Genomic DNA, 23,873 nt, shown 5'->3' on the forward strand with positions numbered 1-23,873 from the left:
TCATTCGATCGTGAAAATGAGCGGGGCGCATTCGGGTGAATGCGCCCCGCTCGTTTATGGCGTGAAAGAGATATCTAGGTTGTGCCAGATATCGGCTGAATTGTGACTATGAGATCGTTTTCAATAATGTGATTTGAAGCCTGGTGACGGGTTTCTCATCCAAGATCGCTGGCTGAGGGCCGGACGCGGATAGGACGCGATGTCCAGCGCCAGCTCGCAGAACATCGCGTTCGCCCAGGAGAACCAGGGCCGGGTGAAATGCGCCGGGTCGCTGGCGTCGACGCTCTCATGCATCCACCCGGTGCCTCCGGTGCTGTCTATCAGCATGCGCAGCGCCGCTGACTTCTCCGCCGGGTCGATCGCGGTCAGGCCGGCGACGGCGACCGCGATCGGCCAGACGTGACCGGGCGGGGTGTGCGGGGAACCGACGCCACGCAGCCGGGGGGCCGTCACGAAGTGGGGGTTCGCCTCTGATAGCACCCGGCGACGGGTGGCCTGATACAAGGGACCGCCGGCCTCCATGACCCCCAGGTAGGGCAGTCCGAGCAGGGACGGCAGATTGGCGTCGTCCATGAACAGCTGCCCGCCCATGCCGTTGACCTCATAGGCCAGGTGGGGTTCTGGGCGCCGGATCATCCCATGGGCGCCGATGCCCTCTTCGATGCTGGAGGCCAGGTCCAGGACCCGGGCCTTGAGGGGATTGCGGCCCAGCAGGGGCGCGAGGTGACCGAGGGTGCTGGCGAAGAACGCGTTCCCGGGGATGTTGAAGCCGAGCTGGCAGGCGTCGTCGCTGGGCCGGAAGGCTTGAAACACCAGCCCGCACTCCCGGGTGAGGGGGCCACGGCCCTCGCGCACCAGGGTGTCCGAGGCGGGGGCGCCGGGACGCGTGAACCGATAGGTGCTCTTCGCCTCATGATGTTGTTCGGTCTCGGCGACATCCAGGATGACCTCCAGCGCTGCCCAGAATTCCGGGGTCTGCCAGCTGCGGCAGCCGAGTGCGTCCAGGCGGGCTGCCAGGTCGAGGGGGAAGGCCAGCGAGTCGAGTTCCCACTTACGTTCCCAGACCCACGGCCCCTGGGGTGGTAGGTCCTCGTCCCAGCGGTTGCCGTCCGGCGTCCGGTTGAAGGCATTGGCGTAGGGGTCGGTCAGGATCATCCGCCAGTGGCGTCTAAGCAGGCTGGCAGCCACCCCGGCCAGCTTCGGGAAATCCGGGACCAGGCGTAGCAGAGGCGCCAGCTGCAGGCAGGAGTCCCGCAACCACATGGCGGGTATGTCGCCGGTGATGACCCAGGTCTCCTCGCCGGGAGCTCCCAGGTCGATCGTGGTGGTGGCGGTGCCAGCCAGCAACCGGGCGGTTATCTCTGCCGCGCGTTCGTGCCCGGTCGCCCGCGCGACCCGCGTCCGGACCTCCTCAAGGAGCCAGCCGGGCAGCAGCAGTGGCCGCTGGGTGGGTTTCCCGACCGGAGCTCCCCAGCTCACCACTCGAAGGCCAAGTTCCTCGTCGGGCCCACCGACGGGATGTCGATGGTAAGACCCACCTCGTGCTCCGGGTGCCACGCGCCGCCGGTCACACCCAGCAGCTCCAGCAGCAGCGGCGTCACCTCGTGACTGTAGAGGGCCTTCGGAAGCCCATCCGCCAGGAACCGGACCGGCAGCTCCAGCGGACGGCCGAAGCTGTGCAAGATCAGGAATGAGCGCCGCACGTCCACCTCGTCCTCGCCGTGGCCGCCCTCTGGTTTGTGGCCGTGGTCGGTGGTGACCGTCACCAGCCACTGCTCGTCCAGCGCCTCGTGGCGTTCCGCTACGGCCTTCACCAGGGCGCGGACGTGCTCGTCCACCTCGCCGATGGCGCTCCGGTACCCGGGGGAGGCCGCGCCGTCCCGGTGCCCGGCCTCGTCGACCCCCTCGAAGTAGACGAAGGCCGCGTCCGGCCCCTCGTGGTTCAGCACCTGGCAGGCGTGGCTGCGCACCTCCAGGTCGGCGCTGACGCAGCCACGTGTGAAGTCGCGCGGGATGAACACCTTGTGCTGCCCGGTGCGCTGCTGGTCGATGCGACGCTGGATCACCGGGCCGAAACTGCCGAGCAGCGCCTCCCAGGTGGCAGCCGCATAGGTGCGGGCTTTCGGGTTGGCGAAGAAGACCCGCGACAGCACGTCGGGGCATTCAGCCAGCCTGTGCCCGACGAACTCGTTCCACCAGACGTTGTTCTCCTCATGGGTGGTGCCCGTCAACAGGTTCGACCAGCCAGGGCCGGAGTCTGTGGGCGGGGTCATCCACACCGGCGCGATCAGGCCGCCCCTGATCAGCCGGGCCAGCGTCGGCGCGGCGGGGGAGGGGTCCTGTAGCATCTCGGGACGGTCCGCCGGTGCGGGCTCTGCGGCGAACCGCGGGTCGGCGGGGTGGTGGGGTTCGGCGAAGGCGGGATTCGCGGGTATCGCCGAGGGGACGGCGACATCGATCCGCACCCCATCCAGGCCAATCAGCAGAAGTTTCATGACTGTCCTCCAGCGGGTGTGATGCGCAGCGTCAGGATCGTGAATGCCGTCAATGCGACCGGCACCTCCCGGGTGCCGGTGACGTCGACGCGCGGCGGCCACAGGTCCTCGGAGAGGTCATCCTCCAGCGGATCGACCTCCCGGACGCGGGCCGCGTCGAAGGCCAGGCGCAGAACGCCTGAGGCGGGTCTCCCCGCCCCCTCGTAGAGGCGCATGATCACATCGCCGGAGCCGTCCTCGGCGGGCAGCACCGCCTCGATGTGCGCGCCCGGGACCTCCAGGGTCGCCAGCTGGAGCGCGGGAGCATTCACCACGCGTGGCGGTAGGTTCAGCTCATACCCGGCCCGCGTGGCGGATTCCACGACGGCGTCGAGCAGCAGCGAGAACTGGACCGTGCGCTCCGACTGGTCCGCTTGCGGATCCGGGAACACCGGGGCGCGCATCAGCGACAGCGACACCTGCGTGCCGGCTCCATCGTGCCCCCGTGGGCTGGTGCGCAGCGGAGCAACGGAATGGCCGTGGTTGGAGTCATTGATGACGGCGAGTCCGTAGCCGGGTTCCTCCACCAGCAGCCAGCGCCCGGCGGGCACCTCGAAGCGGGCGTAGTCCCAGCTGGTGTTTTCGTGGACGGGCCGCCTCACATGCCCGAACTGCACCTCGGCGGCGTGCTCGCGGGCCCGCACCGCTAGCGGGAACGCCACTTTCAGCAGGGTCTCGCGTTCCCGCCAGTCGGCGTGCAGCGTGAAGTCCAGCCGTGGGGAATCGGCATCGAGGGAGACGGTCTGGACGAGGCGGGAGGCGCCCAGGACCCGCGTGATCCGCACCTCCGCGCGCAACCCGCCTCCTGCTACGACCTCCATCGCCTCGGCGTCCGGTGCCGCCAGCTCATTGCCGGGGTTCAGGTGGTGACGTTCGAGGTCCCAGGCATCGAACGCGTTCGGGACGTCCTCGAAGGCGCGCAACCGGATCCCGCCGGTCCCGGGCAGCAACACCTCCCGGCCGCGCACCAGGTCAGTCAGGGAGCTGATGTTCCCCGCCGCGTCGATCACCGCGCGGAGCCGGGCATTGGCCAGCACCACCGTCTCATCTTCGCGATATGCCACTGCCGGGGCCGTGGGCTCACGCAAGGCCTGCGCAAGGGGGGTGACCGCCAGTGGCGGGGCGGCTACCAGGCCCAGCCGGCCATCGCCCAGCTCGGTGACCCGCGTCACCTCGTGACCCAGGGCATTCAGGACCGCTTCGCCACCGCCACCCAGAGAGGCGACGGCCTCATCAGCCACGGTCCGCACCCCGGCAAGGATCTGTGCGTACTCCTCGCGGGCCACCCGGTGCACCCACGCGATGGAGCTGCCCGGCAAGATGTCGTGGAACTGGTTCAGCAACACCATCTGCCACAGCCGCTCCAGCCTGGCCGCGGGGAAACGCTCCCGCGGGATGCCGGCCAGCAGCGCCAGGACCCACAGGAACTCAGCTTCTCGCAGCGCATGCTCGCTGCGGCGGTTGCCCTGCTTCATCTCCAGCTGCGAGGTGAAGACACCGCGGTGGAACTCCAGGTAGAGCTCACCGGCGTGGACCGGCGCATCCGCCCCGTACTCGGCGCGTGCCGCCTCGAAGAACGCATCGGGATCGCCCATCGCCACCCGCGGTGCCCCCTCCAGATCGGCCAGGCGCCGGGCCCGCTCCACCATCTCCGCCGTCGGGCCGCCCCCGCCGTCGCCATACCCGAACGGGATCACCTGATGTGTTGCGACCCCCTTCTCCGCGTAGTTGTCGACGGCCCGCAGATACTCCTGCGAGGTCAGCTCCGAGTCGTAGCAGTCGACCGGCGGGAAGTGCGTGAAAATCCGGGTGCCGTCGATGCCCTCCCACCACATCGTGGAATGCGGAAGCCGGTTGTGCTGGTTCCATGACAGCTTCTGGGTGAGGAAACCCCTCATCCCGCACTGGACGGCGATCTGTGGCAGGCTGGCCGGGTAGCCAAACGAGTCGGGCAGCCACAGCGTGCGGCTGCGCACTCCCAGCTCGCGCTGGAAGTACCTGGTGCCGAGGGCGAACTGTCGGATCAGCGACTCCCCGCCGGGCATGTTTACATCCGGTTCCACCCACATGCCGCCCGACGGGAACCACTGCCCGGCATCGACGGCGGCCCTGACGCGGTCGAAGACCTCCGGATGCCGTTCCTGGAGCCAGGCATACTGTTGGGCGCTGGTCGCGGTGAACCGGAAGTCCGGGTATTCGGCGGCGAGCGCAACCACATTCGAGAAGGTGCGAGCCACCTTCCGGACGGTCTCGCGCACCGGCCACAGCCAGGCCGAGTCGATATGGGCATGCCCGATCGCCGTCACGTTCAGCGCCGACGCGATTGCCGGAGCCTCAAAGACCGGGGCCAGTGCTGTGCGTGCTCGTCCCGCCGAGCCGGGCACGTCATGCAGGTCCAGCACGTCGAGCGCCCGCTCCAGGCCCTTGACGATCACCGCGCGCCGGGTGCTGTTCTCCGGGAGGTTCCGTGCCAGGTCCCACAGCACGTCGAGATCGTGGAACAGGCCCCACAGCTGCTCGTCGCGGATCTGCAATTGGGCCGAGCGGAACTCGTAGACCGGATCCCGCGGCGCCGTCAGGTGGTCCCCGAGGACAGTCGGCCTGCATCCGTGAGCGAATAGGTCGGGATTCGCGGCGGCTTCCACGAAGAATTCCAGCGGCGTTCCCGGAACAGCCTGCTCGGTGATGACCGCCGAACGATTCCGGGAGTTGACGGCCTTGATCACCTGCAGGCCGGAGTCGAACAGCAGTCCCTCGCACTGGCCGCCGGGCCAGGCGTCAGCGAACCCCAGGTTCACCGCCAGGCGCAGCCGCTGCCCGTCGGCTGTGGTGGGGACCTTCCCGGACAGCCGGAACCACCAGGTGCTCCACGCCGCACCCCAGCGATGCGGCAGGCGGATGGGGGAGAAGGACTGCGCAGCGGCCTCCGCAGGTGGCACCGGCTCGCCCGGTGCCTGCCAGGCCGCGACCTCCAGGTGTCCCACGGTGCGGTCGATCAGCGGGCGTACGCGGTCGTCCTTGACCCGTTCGGCACGCTCCAGGATCACGGAGTCGAAGTGGTGCATACCGGCCTCAGCTCAGGTACCCAAGCTCCGGGAACTCCTCCCGGGAACGCGCCAACAGCTTCCTGGCCACACCGACCCCGTCGATCAGCGGGTGATGGGCGAAGGCAGCGACGGCCAGCTCCAGGCTGTGCTCACGAGCGGCCCGGATGGCGGTACGCTCCGCGTACTTCACCGACTGCACCAGCCCGGTGGCATGCTCCGGCAGCGGCGAGACCGGCAGTGGCGTCAACCCCGCGGCGCCGATCCGGCACGGAGCCTCGATGACGGCGTCGTGCGGCAGCTGCGGTATCCGGCCGCCATTGCGGGAGTTGACGATCAGGTCGGTGACCTCGTCGAACGCTATGGCCTTCATCACCGCCAGCGCCACCCGGTCATAGCCGCCGGACTCAAGGTCCTCCTCATCGCGCTCGACGCCGCCTGCGGCCAAGCGGTTCGAGGCCATGTAGGTCTCCTCGCGCCGCAGCCGGGTGGCCTCCCACAGTTCATAGGCCTGCGGACCCGGCAGACTGGCGGCGCGTGTGTAGAAGTCACGTTGCTGGGCCGCTAGGAACACGCCGCGGGTGGCTTCCACCGACTCGTCGGCTTCCCGGGTCTCGCGGGCGAAGTAGTAGTAGTGCAGGTACTCGTTGGGCACCGAGCCCAGGTGGCGGATCCAGTCGGCGCCGAATAGGCGTCCCTCCTCGAAGGAGCTGATCAGGCCGGGGCGTTCCAGCAGCCGGGGCAGCACGTCCTCACCGTCGACCAGCAGGCGTTGCAGCCATCCCAGGTGGTTGAGGCCAAGGTAGTCCAGGCGCACCCGGTCATCACCCGCGATCACCTGGGACGCGGTGCCGGCCGGCACGAGCCCGGCACCCTCCAGCGTGCTGAGGGCACGGCGGGCCAGGCCCACGGGGGAGTCGCAGATGCCGATCACCCTGTCCCCGAGGATCTGGGCGCTCACCTCGGTGATGATCCCGGCTGGGTTGGTGAAGTTGATCAGATGGGCGCCGGGGGCCAGCCGGGCGATCTGTTCCGCGATGTGCACCGCAGTGGGGATGCCCCGCAGCGCGTAGTCCAGGCCGCCGAAGCCAGTGGTCTCCTGGCCGAGGACACCGCAGCAGTGGGCGATGGTCTCCTCCGTCGCCCGGCCCTCGGTGCCGCCGGCCCGGATGGCGCTGAAGACGAAATCAGCGCCGGCCACGGCGTCGTCCAGGTCCCCAGCCACCCTGACCACGGGAGCCTTCGGATGCCCCGATGCCATCGCGCCCAGGATGGAGCGGATCACCGCGAGCCGCTCCGCGTCTGTGTCCCACAGCCTAAGCTCGGTGACCCGCTGGTCGCTCTCGTCCCTCAGGAGGGTGCGGAACATCAGCGGGACGCGGAAACCGCCGCCGCCTAGGAGAGTCAGTTTCATGGGTGCAGCACCTCCGCTGGCAGGCTGGGGAATGAGCCGGGTATCGGCAGATCGGTGACCACCAGGTCCACATCGGCGATGTCGATGGCGTTATAGGCCCCGATCCCAGGGAACTTCTCGTGGTCGGCGACGAGGATGACGAGGGAGGCCTGCTTGCAGGCGGCGCGTTTGATCTCGCGTCCCCGCGGGTCGGTGTCGCGGACCACAGCCCGCCTCCCTACCCCGGAGCAGCCGAGCACCGCAACATCGATCTGCAGGTTGGCGAGCTCGCTGGTGGTTGCTGTGCCCTGCGTGGACATGTATTCGCGGTTGATGTGGCCCCCCAGCATGATCAGCTCGACTCCGGATGCGGAGGTCAGCAGGTCCGCGATGCGAAGCGAGTTGGTCACGACGGTCAGCTCGGCGGCTTGCAGCTCGGTGGCCACGTGATAGGTGGTGGTCCCGGATTCGAGGAACACTGTGCTACCTGGCGTGATCCGCTGGGCGACCAGCCTCGCTATCGCCTGTTTGCCCGCGTCGTTGCGGGCGAGCACCTCGTCGAAGGGGTCATCCACCTTCTCGCCCAGAGGGTCCTCGGAGGCCAGCCGTGCACCTCCGAAAACCCGCACGATCAGCCCCAGGGAGCTCAGCTCGTCGAGGTCCCTGCGCACGGTGGCGGCGGAGGCTCCGAGCGCATCGGACAGGGCGGCCGTGCTGGCCACCTGATGTTCGCGCAACTGCCCCAGGAGAGCACGCTGACGAGCCTCTTTCATCACGTCACAAACCTACAATTCCGAGCCGAGCGACTGCAACAAATTCGATCATCAACAGTCTTTAGCGCGCATTGACATGCATTCGCGTGCGTCCTAGCCTGAGGGCTTGCAAGCCTCAATGACGTAGGCGTGGCAAGGTTCACATCTCTAGGAGACTGAAATGCTCACCGAACCAATCACACGACGCGGTGTGATCGCCCTAGGCGGTATCGCGTCGCTTTCCGCTCTCTTGAGCGGCTGCTCAACCGCTCCAGCCGGTTCGGGCGATGCGGCCAGCTCAGGTGGTGCGCAGATGGTGCTGTGGACCTGGCCTGAGGGCTTCTCCGCCAAGGTCCTGGACTCCGTCGCGAAGGTCTTCCCGGACGTGTCGCTGCGCCAGGACGTCATCGGCGGCGAGTTCAAGCAGAAACTCACCACCACCTTCCAGGCCGGCACCGGGCTACCGTCGATCACCGGCGTCAAGGGCGAGGACATCGCCTTCTTCGTCTCTCAGCCAGACTTTTTCACCGACCTCAACACCCTGGGCGCCCAGGACCGGAAGGGCGAGTTCCTGGACTGGAAGTGGAGTCAGGCCACGGCTGCCGACGGCAGGCAGCTGGGCATCCCGATCGACATCGGTCCCACCGCCCTGTTCTACCGGTTCGACGTGTTCGAGCGGCTGGGACTGCCCCACGAGCCCGAGGCGCTGGCGGCGGCCATCCGCACCTGGGACGAATACTTCAGCCTCGGCACCGAGATGCTCGCCAAGGAGTCGGGGACCTTCCTCATCCGGAGCCTGGAGACCGTGTTCCAGACGGCCGTCAAGCAGTCGGGACAGAATTTTGTCGACTCCTCCGGGAAGTTCATCGGAGCCGAGGACCACATCCGCTCCGCCTGGGACACCGCAGTCAAGGCCCGCACGCTGGGCATCAGCGCCGCGGCCAAGGCCGATACCCCGGACACGCAGGCGGCGGTGGCCTCCGGAAAGCTACCGGCCGACATCGGGGCATCGTGGCATCTGTCCGACCTGATGGTGGACGCCCCCGACACCTCCGGCAAGTGGCACGTCTGCGCTCACCCCGGCGATGCCACCAACAATGGCGGCTCCTTCCTGACCATCCCGAAAGGCACAGCCGATGCGGCGAAGGCCTTCGAGGTGATCATGCATATCCTCAACGCCGACAACCAGATCATCGAGTATGAGGACAAGGGCAACTTCCCCGCAAACTCGGCGGCGTTCACGTCGGAGGCACTCCACAAGCCGACGGAATTCCTGGGCGGCCAGGTGGGTGGCGAGGTGTTCGCTGCTGCCGCCGCCACCGTGCGCCCGCTGTACGAACACAAGTTCGACAACACTGTCAGCGGCCCGTTCAGCGCGGAGCTGGAGCTGATCGAGACGGGCCAGAAGGATCCCGAGCAAGCGTGGAATGACGCTGTGGAGCAGGCGAAACGGCTCGCCGAACAGAATGGGCTGACCCTCTGATGTCCCGTAGGACCCGCACGAAAGCTCCTGAACTCGGCACGCTGAGGGTGCGGGGACGGCGAGCTTGGCCGCTGTATGCGGCCGTCTCGCCGTATTACCTGTTGTTTGCGCTGTTCTCGGCTCTTCCGATCCTGTTCACCGCCTTCATCTCGTTCACGAACTGGAGTGGACTTGGGGAATTCCAGCTCATCGGATTCAAGAATTTCCACTATCTGCTGACCGACAAGCTGTTCTGGAAATCGTTCTTCAACACGGTGATCCTGTGGGCGATGTCTACCATTCCCTGCCTCACCCTCGCGACGCTCGTCGCCCTCGCGCTGAACAGCACGAAACGCTTCTCTAACACCTACCGGGTGGCCTATCTGTTGCCGAACGTGACGTCGATGGTGGCGATGGGCATCCTGTTCAGCTCGGTCTTTTCCAGCAACTTCGGTCTCGCGAATGCCCTGCTGAATGCGATCGGGGCAGACAGCATCCCGTGGCTGAGGACGGAATGGGGGATAAAGATCGCGATCTCGACACTGTCGGCGTGGAGTTTCGTCGGCTACAACGCCCTAATCATCCTGGCCGGCCTGCAGGCTATACCCAGGGAGATCTACGAGGCGGCCTCCCTGGAGGGCGCGGGCCCGGTACGGCAGTTCTTCCACATCACCCTGCCGCTGTTGCGCCCGATCGTGATGTTCGTGACGATCATGTCGACCATCGGGTCGCTGCAGTCGTTCACCGAGTCGCAGGTGCTGACGAGCGCGAAGGCCGGCAGCGCCGCAGCCAGTGGGGGAGTCGGCAACTCCGGGCTCACGATGGTCATGTATTTCTACTCGGTGGCCTTCCAGGAAAATCGCTACGGGTACGGTGCCGCCATCGCCTGGGGAATCGTCGTGATAGTGATGGTGTTCGCGATCATCAACTTCTTCGCCACGAGGGAGCGCAGCGCATGAGTGAGCAGCGACGGCGTCCCTTCCGGCCCTGGGGGCTGATGAGGCATCTTTTCCTCGCAGCTGGTGCCCTCATCGCATTTTTCCCGTTCTACTGGATGTTCGTGCTGTCCACCCACCGCTCCAGCGCGATCTATGACTTCCCGCCGCCGCTGGTTCCCGGGGACCGGTTCTTGGAGAACTTCCAGAAGGTGACGGGCACCGTGAATGTGTGGGCGGCCATGATGAACACCCTCATCGTCGCGGTGGTGGTCACCTTCGTGGTGCTCTTCCTCGACTCCATTGCGGCCTTCGCCTTCGCGAAATTCTCCTTCAGGGGACGAGGGATCCTGTTTGGCATCATCATGTTCACATTCCTGCTGCCGGGACAGCTCTCCACGATCCCGCTCTTCCTGGTGATGAGCCAGATCGGCTGGGTAGGCAAACTGCAGGCGGTGATGTTTCCCGCTTTCGCGAATGCCTTCGGCATCTTCTGGCTCCGGCAGTACTTCACCAACGCCGTGCATGCCGAGCTGATCGAGGCCGCCACCATGGACGGCTGCGGCTTCTTCCGGCAATACCTGCACGTCGCCCTGCCCGCGGCACGTCCCGCCCTGGCGTTCCTTGGGATCTTCACCTTCATCGGGTCCTGGAACGACTTCTTCTGGCCGTTGATCGTACTGAACAACCCGAATCAGCTCACGCTGCAGGTGGTGCTGTCGCAGCTCCAGGCCGCCCACGGCACCGACTACGGGCTGGTGATGATGGGGGCGTTCATCGCCGTCGCCCCGCTGCTGCTGGTTTTCATAGCGGGCAGCCGCCAGTTCCTGAGTGGCCTGACCGAGGGCGCGGTCAAGATGTGACTGGGCCCTCGGCCAGGTCACTGGCCGTTCAGACGATGCGGTGCATCCAACCGTAGGGATCCGGCCGCAGCCCGTACTGGATCTCGGTGAGCTGCTCACGCAGACTGAGAGTGGTCGCTCCCGGCTCACCGCCGGCCACCACGTGGACGCCGTCAGGGTCGGCGAAGCTAGCCACTGGGGTGATGATGGCGGCGGTGCCGCAGGCGAAGACCTCGCTGATGCTGCCGTCATCGATGCCCTGGTAGAGCTCCTCCTGGGGCAGGCGGCGCTCCTCCACGGCCAGGCCGGTGTCGGCTGCGAGCCGCAGCACCGCCGAGCGGGTCACGCCCTCCAGGATCGAGTCGGTCAGCTGGGGAGTGATCACCCGGCCATCGGCGGTGACGGCGAACAGGTTCATGCCGCCGAGTTCCTCCACGTAGCGACGCTCCACCGCGTCCAGGAACGCCACCTGGCTGCAGCCGGCGGCCTCCGCCTCCTGCTGCGCCACCATCGACGCCGCATAGTTCCCGCCACATTTGGCGAACCCTGTGCCCCCCGGGGCGGCCCTGCTGAACTCGCGGGAGAACCAGATCTTGACCGGCTGCACTCCCGAACCGCCGAAGTACGCCCCGGACGGGCTGGCGATCACCGCGTAGGTGACCGTCGCCGACGGTTTCACGGCCAGGAAAGCCGAGTGGGCGAACATGAATGGCCTCAGGTACAGGCTCTGCTCCGCCCCGCGTGGCACCCAGTCCCGGTCCACCTCGACGAGACGGTCGATGCCGGCCAGGAAATCGCCGGTGCTGAGCTCCGGCAGCGCCAGCCGGCGAGCTGACCGCTGGAACCGGGCTGCGTTGACCTCGGCGCGGAACCGCCAAAGCGAGCCGTCCGCATGGGCATAGGCCTTCAGCCCCTCGAACGCCTCCTGCGCGTAGTGGAACACCGCTGAGGCGGGGTCGAGGGTGAATGGGGCGTAACCGGTGATGCGGTGGTCATGCCAGCCGCGTTCCCGGTCCCAGTCGATCACGACCATGTGGTCGCTGAAGTTCGAGCCGAAACCGGGGGCGGCGAGGATCGCATTGCGCTCCGCCTCTGGTCTGCGGACGGCGGTCTCCAGGCGGAATTCAGCCATTGGTCTCTCCTTGTTTCAGGCGTAGCGGCCCATGCCGCCGGCGACGTCGATACTGGCCCCCGTGATGTAGCTCGCCCGGTCGCTGGCGAGGAAGGCCACGATGCCCGAGACCTCCTCCGGCTTCCCGAAACGGGCGAGGGGGATCTCGTCGGCGGCGAGTTCCGCGAAGAACTCGTCTGCGGACTTCTCGGGCGCCCGCTTCTGGTGGATGTTCGCCCACTGCGGTGTCTCCACGCAGCCGATGTTCACGGCATTGACCAGGATGCGGTCGCCTGCGAGCTCCTGCGCGAGGGCCTTGGTCAGGTTGAGGCCGGCCGCGCGGTTGACGGTGGTGGAGAAGAAACGGAAATCGGGCATGCGTGCGTACACCGATCCGATGTTGATCACCCGCGGGGCGGGGCTCCGGCGCAGCCAGGGAAGGGCGGCCTTGACGGCCCGGAACCACGAGTGCACCTTGATGTTGAAGTCAGCCAGCAGCGACTCGTCGGAGAGCGCCTCGAACGAGCCGGGATGCGCGCCCCCGGCGTTGTTGACCAGGATGTCGATGCCCCCCATCGACTCTGCAGCCCAGGTCATGAAGGTGCTCAGCTGACTGGCGTCACGCACATCAACGGCTTGGCCACCGGCCTGCTCACCCAGCTTGTCGACGGCGGCTGCTACCTCCTCGGTGTTGCGAGCGCAGATCCGTACCGTGGCGCCCTCACGGATGAGTTCCTGCGCGATGGCGAAGCCGAGGCCCTTGGAACCTCCGGTGACGATCGCGCGCCTGTCTTTCAGGCCTAGCTCCATGACGTCCTCTCCGGTTTTCTAGGCGAAAACCTCGTCGACGGGAACCTGGAGCCCGATCGCGAGCCGGTTGGTCTTGTTGGCCGCGGCGACGATCGACTGCAGCTCGGCGATCTGGGCGTCGCTGGCGCCCTTGGCCCGGGCAGCGGCGGTGTGCGAGCGCACGCAGTAGGTGCAGTTGTTGACGGTGGAGACCGCCACGTAGATCAGCTCCTTGATCATCGGATCCAGCTCGGTGCCGGGAGCCATGAGTTCCTTGAGCTCCTGCCACGTGCGTTCCAGGTTCGCGGGGTCGTTGGCCAGGGCCCGCCAGAAGTTGTTGATGAAGTCGGTCTGGCGGGTGGCGCGGATGTCGTCGAAGACGGCTTTGACGCGCGGGCTGGCGGACTCGTCGTCGACGAGCGGAAGGGTCGGTGTGTATTCCATGGGTGTCCTTGTCTGGGTCGGTTCACTGCCGGGGCACGAAGGCGAACACCCGGGTGGGGAACCCGGTGCCGCCCACGATCCGCGGGACGCCGACGGCGATGACCGAGCCGGTCTCCGGCAGCTGTTCGAGGTTGATCAGGTTCTCTAGATGCCACAGGCCGGCGGGATGCGAGACATCGCGGTGCACTGGGAAGTCCGGCTTGTTACCCGGGTCGATGCCCAGGGTGTCGACGCCCAGGCCCACGACTCCGCGTTCTACGAGCAGCCGGGCCGCCTCGACGCCGAAGCCTGGGAACGCCAGGCCGGTGGTGCCCTCGCTTCCCGCGTAGCTCAGCGGGTCGGTCTTGCGCAGGGCCCAGCCGGAGCGCATCAGCACCGCGGTCCCGGAGGGGATGGGGCCGTGCTGTGCCTCGAACGTCTCCACGTCGCCGGGCTCCACGACCGCGTTCGGGACGGTGGCTGCCTTCTTGGTGATGTCGATGATCACAGCTGGCACCACTAGGTCGTCGATCGGGATGCTCGCGGTGTCCGCTCCGCCCGGCACGAAGTGCTCGGGCGCGTCGAAATGCGTCCCGGCGTGCTCGAAGGTGGTGAAGACGCGGGCGTGGTAGCCGTGCGCGTCGTGGGTCACGGCCTCAAGGACCTCCAGGGCAGGGGCTCCGGGCCACAGGATGGTCTCGGGGCCGAGGGCGTCGCTCAGGTCGACGAGCCGGAAGCCGCCGGCCAGGGCGGCGAAAGCGGCATCACGGGCGGCGATCACGGTTTCGGTGTGCTGGGCCATCTGGCCTCCTCGTTCAGGAATTTGCATCGTGGGCAACTCCCCCCGCGGGGAGCCTACACCCCGGTTTCTTCCACCAGATGGAAATCCGATGTGTCTGAGATCCGGGTCCCTAGACTTGTCAACCGTGGTTTGGGACCTGGAGATGCTGGCCCGGCTGGGGCTGTCAGCCACGGGAGTGATCGCCTTCGCCGCCTCGGGGGCGCTTGAGGCCAAACGGCGGGAGATGGATGCGGTCGGCATCATCACCCTCGCGTGCTGTACCGCGGTTGGGGGCGGCATGATCCGGGACGTCTTGATCGGGGCCATCCCGGTGGCCGCCCTGGTGGATCTGTGGATGCTGGCCCTATCCGTGCTCGCAGCGCTGGTCGTGATGGTCCTGGTGCGCACTTGGGAGAGGCTCAGGATCCCGCTGCTGCTGTGCGACGCCGTCGGTCTTGGTATGTTCACCGTTGACGGCGCCTTGAAGGGTCTGGCCTTCGGGCTGCATCCGGCCTCGGCTGTCGTGGTCGGTGTGATCACCGGGGTGGGTGGCGGCATTCTCCGTGACATCCTGGCCCGGGAGGTGCCGATTGTCTTCAGGTGGCGTTCCCCACTGTACGTTGTCCCGGCTCTGCTGGGTGGCGCCCTGATCGTCGGGCTCTCCCTGGCGGGGTGGGCCGGGAGCGCCGGCATGCTCGGTACCGCGGGCCTGATCGTGGCTATTCGCGTCGTGGCTCTGAGGTACGGCTGGCACGTTCCCAGGGGCCGGGGTGCCAGGAGTGGGCAGCGATAGAATCGGCGCCTGATCAACTTGGGAGGAACAATCTCGTGGCGAATCTGACCCCCTCGGGCGTACCCGCACCTTTCGAGGCGCTGGGGCTGACCTTCGACGATGTGCTGCTTCAGCCCAACGAGTCGGATGTCATCCCCTCTCAGGCCCAGACCTCAACCTGGTTCAGCCGCAACATCCGCCTGAACATCCCCCTGTCGTCGGCTGCGATGGACACCGTCACCGAGTCTCGTATGGCCATCGCCATGGCGCGCGAGGGCGGCATCGGGATCCTGCACCGGAACCTCTCCACAGATGCCCAGGCGCACATGGTGGACCAGGTGAAGCGGTCGGAGGCGGGCATGGTCACCCAGCCTGTGACCATCGGCCCTGATGCCAGCCTGCGAGAGGTGGACGAGGCCTGTTCCCAGTACCGCATCTCGGGCCTGCCGGTCGTTGATGACGACGGGATGCTGCTCGGCATCATCACCAATCGCGACCTGCGTTTCGAGGACGATGCGACCCGTCCTGTCCATGAGGTGATGACGAGGATGCCCCTGGTCACGGCCCCCGTCGGCATCTCCAACGATGAGGCCCTGGCGCTGCTGGCGAAGAACAAGATCGAGAAGCTGCCCATAGTCGACTCGTGGGGCCGTCTCAAGGGCCTGATCACCCTCAAGGACTTCGTCAAGGCCGACAAGTACCCCAACGCCGCCAAGGACGACGCCGGCCGGCTCCGGGTGGGCGCGGCAGTCGGTTTCTTCGGTGACGCCTGGGAGCGGGCCATGGCGCTGGTCGAGCAGGGGGTGGACTGCGTGATCGTGGACACCGCCCACGGGCATTCCCGGGGAGTGGTCGACATGATCCGGCGCATCAAGGCCGACCCGGCCGCCGCCGGGGTGGATGTCATCGGCGGCAACGTCGCCACCTATGCGGGCGCCCGCGCGCTCGTCGAGGCGGGTGCCGACGGCGTCAAGGTCGGGGTCGGGCCGGGGTCGATCTGCACCACCCGGGTGGTCGCCGGGGTTGGCGTGCCGCAGGTGACCGCCATCCACGACGCCGCCCGGGCCGCCCGGCCCCATGGCGTGCCCGTGATCGGCGACGGTGGCCTCCAGTACTCCGGTGACATCGCGAAGGCCATCGTCGCGGGTGCCAATTCGGTGATGCTCGGATCGCTGCTGGCCGGTTGCGAGGAGAGCCCCGGCGACTTGGTGTTCATCAATGGCAAGCAGTTCAAAACCTACCGGGGGATGGGATCCCTCGGCGCGATGGCCGCGCGCGGCCGCAAGGCCTCCTACTCCAAGGACCGCTACTTCCAGGGTGACGTGGCCAGCGACGACAAGCTCGTCCCCGAGGGCATCGAGGGGCAGGTGGCCTACCGGGGACCCCTGTCCGCCGTCGCCTACCAGCTGGTCGGCGGGCTCAGGCAGTCGATGTTCTACTCCGGCGCCCGCACCGTCGAGGAGCTGCAGGAACGCGGCCGTTTCGTGCGGATCACGGCGGCGGGTCTGCGAGAATCACATCCGCATGACATCCAGCTCACCGCTGAGGCCCCCAACTACTGGTCCCGCTGACAGGAAAACCAATGTATGAACTCGGCCATTCCAAGAACGCCACCCACGGATACTCCTTCGACGACGTCGCCATCGCACCCGCCCGGCGTACCCGGTCCGAATCGGAGGTGGATCTGCGCTGGCGCATCGATGCGGTGACCTTCGACACGCCGATAGTGGCTGCCCCGATGGACTCGGTGATGTCGCCCGCGACCGCCATCGAGATGGGGCGTCTGGGCGGCCTGGGAGTGCTCAACCTGGAGGGGCTGTGGACCCGGTACGAGGATCCGTCGCCTGCCTATGAGCAGCTGACCGAGCCGGCGGACCAGGTGACCGCGACGCGGCGCATGCAGCAGCTGTACTCCGAGCCCATCAAGGCGGAGCTGATCGAGGCCCGGCTCGCTGAGATCCGTGCTGCCGGAGTCCCCGTCGCTGGGGCCCTGTCGCCTGCCCGCACCCAGCAGTTCGCGGATGTGATCGAGCGGGCCGGGGTGGATTTCTTCGTCATCCGCGGCACCACGGTCTCCGCTGAGCATGTCGACGAGACCGAGGACACCCTCAACCTGAAGGAGTTCATCTACCGGTTCGATGTGCCTGTTCTGGTGGGGGGCTGCGCCACCTATCGGATGGCTCTGCACCTAATGCGGGCTGGCGCGGCGGGAGTGCTGGTCGGTTTCGGCGGCGGGGCCACCCACACCACGGCCTCGGTGCTGGGGATCGAGGTGCCGATGGCCTCCGCCGTCGCGGATGTCGCGGAGGCGCGCCGCGACTACCTGGAGGAGTCGGGCGGGCGGTACGTGCATCTGATCGCCGATGGGGCGGTTGGGCGGTCCGGGGACATCGCGAAGGCCATCGCCTGCGGAGCCGACGCGGTGATGGTCGGTTCCCCGCTGGCGCGGGCCACGGAGGCCCCAGGGCGCGGCTGGCACTGGGGGCCGGAGGCCTGGCACGCGACCCTGCCGCGTGGCGAGCGGGTGTTCTTCGAGCAGGTCGGCTCCCTGGCGGAGGTCGTCAATGGCCCCTCTCATCTGCCCGACGGCACCATGAACCTCGTAGGTGGGTTGCGCAAGGCCATGGCCTTCACGGGCTACACCGACATCAAGTCGTTCCAGCGCATCGACGTCATGGTGCACTGATGGACGCCGCCGACGCCCGCCGGGAGCTATCGAGGCTGCGAGGCAGCATCGACAACATGGACTCGATGCTCGTCCATCTGCTGGCCGAACGTTTCAAGGTCACCCAGGAGGTGGGCAGGCTGAAGGCCGCAGCCGCGCTACCACCGGCGGACCCGGAGCGTGAGGCTCAACAGATCCGGCGGCTGCGGGCACTCGCCATCGAGTCCGAGCTGGATCCTGAACTCGCGGAGAAGTTCATCACGTTCATAGTCCGCGAGGTGGTGCGGCATCACGAGCAGATCGCCGCCGAGGAGTCCCGGGAGGAACCGGAAGGCTGAGAGAGCCCCGGACCGGGGGCTCTGAAGCCGCTGTCATGGCATACGGATGCCAGGTCTGGGAGTGGGCGGGAGATACCAGGGGTGGCCTCACGGCCTGCGCTCCCGGTCATCCAGCAGCGATATGGCGCCTCGCGCGGTGGCCCGGATCGACCAGTCGAAACGCTCCCTCGCAGTCAGGGAGGCGATGGTCTCGGCACCGGCGCGGACAGTCGGCGCGTGCTCAGGCAGCGAGAGGTCCTGATCCTGGCCGTCGTGGGACAGCGGATTGATCTCGCCGAGCGCCACCGCGTGCTCTGCGACGGTGGATACCAGGAGACTCGCCTGGGCCGGGGGGTAGCCGAAACGCGATGCGAAGGCGGCCTGCTGTTCCTCCGCGAGCCTGATCGTGAAGTCATGCCGGGGAGCGGAGAGCCGGGTGAGGTGCTGGCCGATCCCGGGGTTGACGATGACGAAGTCACGCAGCGCATGCCCCAGCTCCACCAGCGCATCCTCTGGATTCCCGGCAGTCGGTTCGGGAAAAGTGTGCCCGGCGACGATGCCCTCGGCCACCATGGCTCTCAGCCCCTCGAGGTCGCCGGCGACCCGGTAGATCGACATCTCGCTGACGCCGAGCTCTCGTGCCACTCCACGGATCGACAGCTGGGGGAGTGTGATCCGCCTGCCGGCATCGACGATGCGGTCGGTGGTGATGAGGCGGGGGCGTCCAGGTGAGACCATGCCCCCATTCTGGCGTTTCCCGGTGAGTGGTGTGGCCTGGCGGGGTGCCCGCCTGAGATGCCCTAGCCCACAGGCCCCAATTAAGTTAGGCTAACTAACATAAATCTTTTCCACCGGCCGCTGGACTGCTCAGGACGACGCAGTCCCCGAACGAAGGTGTCTTCCACATGTCCTCCAGATCTCCTCTGCTGGCTCAGCTCGGCAGCGTCCTGCTGCTGGTCCTGTCCGCCGTGATGGTTGTCTCCTGCACCGCCACGCCAGGTAGTGAACCGAGTGCTCCGGCCACCTCGGGTGAGGCCACCCTGCTTCCAGCGGCCGAGGGACAGACCGGATACCCGCTCACACTCACCTCGCCCTACGGCGAGTCGGTCATCACACAGCGACCAACCCGCGTGGCCACCGTCGGGGCAAACGCCGTGGACACGGAGCTCCTGTTGGCCATGGGTGGTGTCCCCGTCACCACGAATGGCCTTGGCTACAAGAAGGCTCCATGGCTCGCCGAGGCCGCGGCGGGGCGCATCGAGCTGGTCTTCGAGACCGAGAGCTGGGACCAATACCCCTATGAGTCCATTGCCGCAGCCAAGCCCGATGTGATCGTCGCCTTCGGCTACGACCTCACCAACTCCTTCGCGAAGCTCTCTGAGATCGCTCCGGTGATTACCAGCGACAAGCCGTGGACCGGATACTTCAGCAATCCCTGGAAGGACAACATCCGCATCCTCGGCAACGCCCTCGACCTGCCGGCCGCGGCCGAGAAGGTGATCAGCGACTACGACGCCTACATCACCGGGACCCGGCAGGCGCACCCGGGATTCGAGGGCAAGAGCCTCAGCTACACCGTGTGGTTCGGCACCCAGCGTGGCCTCAGCTATCAGAGCCTGCCCGGGTCGATCATCGAGGAGGTGTTCACCTCGATCGGGTTCACGCAGGCTCCGCAGGCGGGGTCCTTCTCGGAGACCCAGACCGTCAGTCCCGAGCTCATGGGCTCTATCGACGCGGACGTGCTGATCGTCGCCGGCAGCGAGAAGGAGACGGCAGTCAGCCCGGAGGCCATTCCCGGTCTGACCGACTCCGCGGTCTTCCAGGGGCTTGAGGCCTGGAAGAGCGGGCGCACGGTGATCACCGAGAACACATCCCCCGCAGGCTGGGCGATGTCCACCGCAGGCCCGCTGGGCACCAAGGTCGCGCTCGACATCCTGGTCCCCAAGATCGCCGAGGTCATCGAATGAGCCTGAGCGCTCCTAGACAGTCCCGGTCCCGGTGAGTGGGGCCGGCATGGCTCAGCCGGTTCTTGTGCGCGGGAGCCTGCATGTTCTCCGTCACCCAGTCCCCGTCGTGGCGGGATTCGCCGCCGTCCTGTGCGTCTCCGTGGCGCTCAGCGTCATGACGGGCGCGAGGTTCCTCAGCCTGCCCGAGTGGTGGCAGGCCCTCGTCGCCCCCGGTTCTGACCTGGCCACGGCGATCGTCTGGGACATGCGGATTCCCCGCACCCTCGTCGGGCTGGCGGTCGGGGCGGCGTACGGCGTCGCGGGAGCACTCATGCAGGCCCTGACCCGCAACCCCCTCGCGGACCCGGGCATCCTCGGGGTGAATGCCGGGGCCGGGGTCGCCGTGACCGTGGGGGCCGGGCTCACCGGTCTCACCGGCGTGGCCGGCTATCAGTGGTGGGCCTTCGCCGGGGCCCTGGGCGCCACGGCCCTGGTCCTCGCGATCGGCGCCGCGGGCCGTGGGCCCGTCAACCCCGTCCAGCTTCTGCTCGGGGGCGTGGCCATGGCGGCGTTGCTGAATGGGGTGAACCGGTTCCTGTCGCTGCTGGATCCCGACACGTTCGAGGCGGTCCGCACCTGGGGAGTGGGCTCGATCGCCCGCACCCGTCTCGACGAGCTCATCCCGGTGCTGCCTGCCATGGCAGTGGGTTGTGTCCTCGCCTTCGCCCTGGCGCGCTCGCTGGACGCCATGGCCCTGGGCGACGACGTCGCCTCCGGGCTGGGGGTCAGGGCCAGCAGGACCCGGCTTGGCGCTGTGATCGCCATCACACTGCTAGCCGGCTCTGCCACGGCGATCACGGGTGGCCTGGCCTTCATCGGGCTGATGATCCCGCACGTGGTGCGCTGGAGCCTCGGACCTGATCAGCGGCTGATTCTCACCGGCTCTCTCCTGGCCGCTCCGGCCCTCGTGCTGATGGCTGACTCGCTGGGTCGTGTGATCGCCGCGCCCGGGGAGATCGAGGTCGGCATCCTCACCGCCGTCATCGGAGCGCCGCTGCTCGTGACGCAGGCATGGAAGGCAAACCCGTGACGGAGCAGGTGACTTTCGCACACCACATGCTGCGCCTGCGCGGCACCCGCTTCGGCGTCCGCATTGCGGTGCGGCCGGCAGTGCTGCAGATCCTCCTGGTCCTGCTGGCGGTGGCGCTGGCGGGAGCCTGCCTGCTCATCGGCGACTATCCGCTGACCCTCGGCCAGGTCTTCGAGGCCCTGTCCGGCCAGCAGACGTTCGCCCGCGTGATCGTGCTTGAGTGGCGTCTTCCCGCGGCGGTCTCGGCGGTGTTCTTCGGGGCCTTGCTCGGGACCGGTGGCGCGGTCTTCCAGGTGCTGACCCACAACCCGCTGGGATCGCCGGATGTCATCGGCTTCGACGCGGGGGCCTACACCGCGGTCGTGATGGCGATGCTCCTGTTCGGAGCACGCGCCCATGGCGTCATCGCCGCTGCGGCGGTGGGCGGGGGACTGCTGACCGCCCTCATCGTCCATCTGCTCTCTGGCCGCGGCAGAAGGGGATTCCGGCTCGTCGTGGCCGGCCTGGCGGTCTCCGCGGCGCTGGGTGCGGTGAATGCTTACCTGATCACCCGGGCCCGTGTCGAGGACGCCATGCTGGTCGGCTTCTGGGGGGCCGGGACCCTGGCGCGGGTGGATCCTGCGACGCTTCCGATGTGGCTGGGACTCGCGGTCGCTCTGCTGGCGTCCGTGATTTTGCTGGCGCCGTCGCTTGGGATCATCGAGCTGGGGGAGCAGGCTGCCAGTGCGCTCGGACTGCCCCTGGAGTCCCGCCGGCTGCTGCTCGTCTTCGTGGGGGTGGCGTGCTCCGCCGTGGTGACCGCGGCGGCCGGCCCCATTGGCTTCGTGGCCCTGGCCGCCCCGCAGATCGCCCGGAGGCTCATGAGGACCCCCGGGATCTCCGTCACCGGGGCGGCAGCGACGGGGGCGGTGTTGCTTGCCGCCGCCCAGCTCTGCTCCGTGGCTGCCAGCGCCAGCAACCGCCCCATCCCTGCGGGGTTGATCACTGTCTGCGCCGGTGGCCTATACCTGATCTACCTCCTGCTGCATGAGGGGAGACGAACGGCATGACAGCTGACAGCCGGCTGCAGGCGACGGGGGTCGAGCTCCGCTACGGCAGCCACGTCATCTCCACCGGCCTCGACCTGGAGGTCCTCGACGGGGAGTTCACCGCGGTGGTGGGCCCGAACGGCTGCGGCAAGTCCACGCTGCTGAAAGCCCTGGCCCGGCTCATCAGGCCATCCGCCGGGCAGGTGATCCTCGACGGCCGCGACATTCAAGCATGCCCCACCCGGCAGGTCGCCAGGCAGATCGGCATCCTGCCGCAGAGCTCGATCGCCCCCGACGGCATCACCGTCTCCGAGCTGGTGGCCCGGGGCCGGTTCCCGCACCAGGGATTCGCCCGGCGATGGACCTGGCGCGACGAGGAGCTGGTTACCTGCGCCATGCGGGACGCGGGCGTCACCGGCCTGGCCACCCGGCGGGTCGATGAGCTGTCGGGCGGCCAGCGGCAGCGCGTATGGATCGCCATGGCGCTCGCCCAGGACACCCCCATCCTGCTGCTGGACGAGCCCACCACCTTTCTCGACATCCGCCACCAGATAGAGCTGATGGAACTGATGGTCGACCTCAACCGCCGGGGCCGCTGCCTGGTGGCGGTGCTCCACGACCTCAACCAGGCCGCACGCTTCGCAACCCACCTGGTGGCCCTGCGCGACGGCGGGATCGTCGCGCAGGGGCCACCGGGACAGGTGGTCACCCCTGGACTCGTCGAGGAGGTCTTCGGGCTGTCCTGCGTCATACACCCCGACCCCGTGACCGGATCACCCCAGGTGACACCGATCGGAGGGGTCAGGCCATCACCCACGAGAACTCCCAACCCGGAAGGACCGACATGACCCTGAACATAGGAATCGCACTTTCCCCCACCTGGCTGCGCCAGGGAGCCTGGCGACGCGACGACAGCCGCGTCGAGGAGATGTTCACCCTCGCCCCCTACCGTGAACTCGCGCGCCAGGCCGAGGAGGCGGCACTCGACTTCCTCTTCTGCCCCGAGGCCGGCTATCTCAGGCTGGAGACCATCGACAAGGCTCCCGGTTTCGCCACCCTCGACTCGTACACCCTGGTTGCCGCTCTGGCCGCAACCACGACGCGGATCGGCCTGGTGCCGACGATCCAGACGGTCTATGCGCACCCGTTCCCCGTGGCGCGGAGCCTGGCTTCCCTGCAGCAGATCAGCGGCGGCCGTGCGGGTTGGAACGTGGTCACCGCCCTCGGCGGTGAGGAGAACTACGGTCTCGCCAACCCGCCCGGCTCCGCTGAGCGATACGCGCGCGCCGCGGAGTTCGTCAGCGTGGTGACTAGCCTCTGGGACTCGTTCCCCGCCGAGGCTTTCGTCGCCGACCGTGCCTCCGGGGTCTTCGCCGACGCCACGCGAGTGCGGTCCATTGACTTCGAGGGCGAGCACTTCCAGATTGCCGGGCCGATGGCGCTGCCAGCCCATCCCGCAGGGCGGTTGCCCCTGCTGCAGGCTGGGGCGTCGCCATCCGGGATCGCCTTCGCTGGGTCCGTGGCTGATGCGGTCTTCGGCGCGACCCCGGAGCTGGAGGCGGCCCGAGAGCAGCGGACCGCCCTCCGCGAGGCCGCGGTTGCCGCGGGACGTGATGCCGGCGGCATCCGTTTCCTGCCCGGGCTCAACCTGGTTCTGGCGGCCACCCGCGGGGAGGCCCAGGACCTGGCCGAGGCCAGCGAGGTGGACACACCCTTGCATTGGAGTGTCATCGGCACCCCGGCGGATGCGGCCGATGCCATCGAGGCCCGGGCAGCGGCCGGGGCCATCGACGGGTTCATCGCCCTGCCGGGCGGGTCGCGCAAGTCCATAGACCTATTCCTGGACCAGGTGGTTCCGCTGCTCAGACAGCGTGGGCTTTTCCGGGACGGCTACCAGGGCGGCACCCTGCGGGAGCACCTCGGGTTGCCGGGCTGAGGGGGCCGGCCAGGACATGGCGCGGCCGGTCAGGAGCCCGGCCGTAGGATCGC

The 23,873-nt window shown here is 67.7% G+C and carries 22 protein-coding genes; 12 read left to right on the forward strand and 10 right to left on the reverse strand.

Annotated features, from left to right (window positions below; translation table 11 throughout):
- Positions 1-120: 120 nt before the first annotated feature.
- The 5 genes from SK1NUM_RS05070 to SK1NUM_RS05090 are packed head-to-tail and all read right to left on the reverse strand — an operon-like array spanning position 121 to position 7,744.
- Positions 121-1,479, reverse strand: a complete 1,359-nt coding sequence (locus SK1NUM_RS05070) for a glycoside hydrolase family 125 protein (RefSeq protein WP_212326146.1) — start codon at positions 1,477-1,479, stop codon at positions 121-123.
- On the reverse strand, positions 1,476-2,495 hold the full coding sequence (locus tag SK1NUM_RS05075; RefSeq protein WP_212326148.1) for an alkaline phosphatase family protein: 1,020 nt from the start codon (positions 2,493-2,495) through the stop codon (positions 1,476-1,478). Before SK1NUM_RS05075 ends, SK1NUM_RS05070 begins: the two co-directional genes overlap by 4 nt.
- Positions 2,492-5,599: an alpha-mannosidase gene (locus tag SK1NUM_RS05080; protein ID WP_212326150.1), complete on the reverse strand. Its 3,108-nt coding sequence runs from the start codon at positions 5,597-5,599 to the stop codon at positions 2,492-2,494. The genes SK1NUM_RS05075 and SK1NUM_RS05080 overlap by 4 nt, the downstream gene beginning before the upstream one ends.
- 7 nt (positions 5,600-5,606) lie before the next feature.
- Positions 5,607-6,992, reverse strand: a complete 1,386-nt coding sequence (locus SK1NUM_RS05085; RefSeq protein ID WP_212326152.1) for a family 4 glycosyl hydrolase — start codon at positions 6,990-6,992, stop codon at positions 5,607-5,609.
- Positions 6,989-7,744 carry a DeoR/GlpR family DNA-binding transcription regulator gene (locus SK1NUM_RS05090; RefSeq protein WP_212326154.1) on the reverse strand — a complete coding sequence of 252 codons (756 nt, stop codon included), beginning with the start codon at positions 7,742-7,744 and terminating at the stop codon, positions 6,989-6,991. The genes SK1NUM_RS05085 and SK1NUM_RS05090 overlap by 4 nt, the downstream gene beginning before the upstream one ends.
- Before the next feature lie 160 nt (positions 7,745-7,904).
- Between SK1NUM_RS05090 and SK1NUM_RS05095 the strand changes: the two genes are divergently transcribed.
- From SK1NUM_RS05095 to SK1NUM_RS05105, 3 genes are read left to right on the forward strand one after another with little or no spacing between them, the layout of a single operon-like run.
- A complete protein-coding gene (locus tag SK1NUM_RS05095; RefSeq protein ID WP_212326163.1) occupies positions 7,905-9,206 on the forward strand; it encodes an ABC transporter substrate-binding protein in 1,302 nt (433 codons plus the stop codon).
- Positions 9,206-10,144: a carbohydrate ABC transporter permease gene (locus tag SK1NUM_RS05100; RefSeq protein WP_212326165.1), complete on the forward strand. Its 939-nt coding sequence runs from the start codon at positions 9,206-9,208 to the stop codon at positions 10,142-10,144. The genes SK1NUM_RS05095 and SK1NUM_RS05100 overlap by 1 nt, the downstream gene beginning before the upstream one ends.
- Positions 10,141-10,983, forward strand: coding sequence for a carbohydrate ABC transporter permease (locus SK1NUM_RS05105; RefSeq protein ID WP_223927826.1), 843 nt, complete (start codon positions 10,141-10,143; stop codon positions 10,981-10,983). The genes SK1NUM_RS05100 and SK1NUM_RS05105 overlap by 4 nt, the downstream gene beginning before the upstream one ends.
- A 28-nt stretch (positions 10,984-11,011) precedes the next feature.
- On the opposite strand, the gene SK1NUM_RS05110 is transcribed toward SK1NUM_RS05105, so the two are convergent.
- Genes SK1NUM_RS05110 through SK1NUM_RS05125 form a run of 4 tightly spaced genes read right to left on the reverse strand, consistent with a single transcriptional unit; the run spans position 11,012 to position 14,087 of the window.
- Positions 11,012-12,094 (reverse strand): branched-chain amino acid aminotransferase, encoded by a 1,083-nt coding sequence (locus tag SK1NUM_RS05110; RefSeq protein WP_212326167.1) that lies wholly within the window; start codon positions 12,092-12,094, stop codon positions 11,012-11,014.
- Positions 12,095-12,109: 15 nt separating this feature from the next.
- Positions 12,110-12,883, reverse strand: a complete 774-nt coding sequence (locus SK1NUM_RS05115) for an SDR family oxidoreductase (protein ID WP_212326169.1) — start codon at positions 12,881-12,883, stop codon at positions 12,110-12,112.
- 18 nt (positions 12,884-12,901) lie between these two features.
- Complete coding sequence (locus tag SK1NUM_RS05120) at positions 12,902-13,306, reverse strand: carboxymuconolactone decarboxylase family protein (RefSeq protein ID WP_212326171.1); 405 nt, start codon at positions 13,304-13,306, stop codon at positions 12,902-12,904.
- Between the two features lie 22 nt (positions 13,307-13,328).
- On the reverse strand, positions 13,329-14,087 hold the full coding sequence (locus SK1NUM_RS05125; RefSeq protein WP_212326188.1) for a cyclase family protein: 759 nt from the start codon (positions 14,085-14,087) through the stop codon (positions 13,329-13,331).
- Between the two features lie 124 nt (positions 14,088-14,211).
- Between SK1NUM_RS05125 and SK1NUM_RS05130 the strand changes: the two genes are divergently transcribed.
- The 4 genes from SK1NUM_RS05130 to SK1NUM_RS05145 are packed head-to-tail and all read left to right on the forward strand — an operon-like array spanning position 14,212 to position 17,841.
- The gene (locus SK1NUM_RS05130) at positions 14,212-14,859 is read left to right on the forward strand and encodes a trimeric intracellular cation channel family protein (protein ID WP_212326190.1); all 648 of its coding nucleotides are present in this window, start codon (positions 14,212-14,214) and stop codon (positions 14,857-14,859) included.
- A 35-nt stretch (positions 14,860-14,894) separates the two neighbouring features.
- A complete protein-coding gene (gene guaB / locus SK1NUM_RS05135) occupies positions 14,895-16,409 on the forward strand; it encodes an IMP dehydrogenase (RefSeq protein WP_212326192.1) in 1,515 nt (504 codons plus the stop codon).
- Positions 16,410-16,420: 11 nt separating this feature from the next.
- Complete coding sequence (locus SK1NUM_RS05140) at positions 16,421-17,524, forward strand: GuaB3 family IMP dehydrogenase-related protein (RefSeq protein WP_212326194.1); 1,104 nt, start codon at positions 16,421-16,423, stop codon at positions 17,522-17,524.
- Positions 17,524-17,841 (forward strand): chorismate mutase, encoded by a 318-nt coding sequence (locus SK1NUM_RS05145; RefSeq protein ID WP_212326196.1) that lies wholly within the window; start codon positions 17,524-17,526, stop codon positions 17,839-17,841. Before SK1NUM_RS05140 ends, SK1NUM_RS05145 begins: the two co-directional genes overlap by 1 nt.
- An 87-nt stretch (positions 17,842-17,928) precedes the next feature.
- On the opposite strand, the gene SK1NUM_RS05150 is transcribed toward SK1NUM_RS05145, so the two are convergent.
- Positions 17,929-18,558, reverse strand: a complete 630-nt coding sequence (locus tag SK1NUM_RS05150) for a TetR/AcrR family transcriptional regulator (protein ID WP_212326198.1) — start codon at positions 18,556-18,558, stop codon at positions 17,929-17,931.
- A 167-nt stretch (positions 18,559-18,725) separates the two neighbouring features.
- Here SK1NUM_RS05150 and SK1NUM_RS05155 point away from each other — a divergent pair, with 167 nt between their 5' ends.
- From SK1NUM_RS05155 to SK1NUM_RS05175, 5 genes are read left to right on the forward strand one after another with little or no spacing between them, the layout of a single operon-like run.
- Complete coding sequence (locus SK1NUM_RS05155; RefSeq protein ID WP_212326200.1) at positions 18,726-19,787, forward strand: ABC transporter substrate-binding protein; 1,062 nt, start codon at positions 18,726-18,728, stop codon at positions 19,785-19,787.
- Positions 19,788-19,833: 46 nt separating this feature from the next.
- The gene (locus SK1NUM_RS05160; RefSeq protein ID WP_212326202.1) at positions 19,834-20,856 is read left to right on the forward strand and encodes a FecCD family ABC transporter permease; all 1,023 of its coding nucleotides are present in this window, start codon (positions 19,834-19,836) and stop codon (positions 20,854-20,856) included.
- Complete coding sequence (locus tag SK1NUM_RS05165) at positions 20,853-21,905, forward strand: FecCD family ABC transporter permease (protein WP_212326210.1); 1,053 nt, start codon at positions 20,853-20,855, stop codon at positions 21,903-21,905. The genes SK1NUM_RS05160 and SK1NUM_RS05165 overlap by 4 nt, the downstream gene beginning before the upstream one ends.
- The gene (locus SK1NUM_RS05170) at positions 21,902-22,732 is read left to right on the forward strand and encodes an ABC transporter ATP-binding protein (RefSeq protein WP_212326212.1); all 831 of its coding nucleotides are present in this window, start codon (positions 21,902-21,904) and stop codon (positions 22,730-22,732) included. Before SK1NUM_RS05165 ends, SK1NUM_RS05170 begins: the two co-directional genes overlap by 4 nt.
- Entirely contained in the window at positions 22,729-23,820 is a 1,092-nt protein-coding gene (locus SK1NUM_RS05175) for an LLM class flavin-dependent oxidoreductase (protein WP_212326214.1), read from the forward strand. The genes SK1NUM_RS05170 and SK1NUM_RS05175 overlap by 4 nt, the downstream gene beginning before the upstream one ends.
- Positions 23,821-23,873 lie beyond the last annotated feature (53 nt).

Origin of the sequence: Arachnia rubra, assembly GCF_019973735.1 — a bacterium.
GTDB classification, from domain to species: Bacteria; Actinomycetota; Actinomycetes; order Propionibacteriales; family Propionibacteriaceae; genus Arachnia; species Arachnia rubra.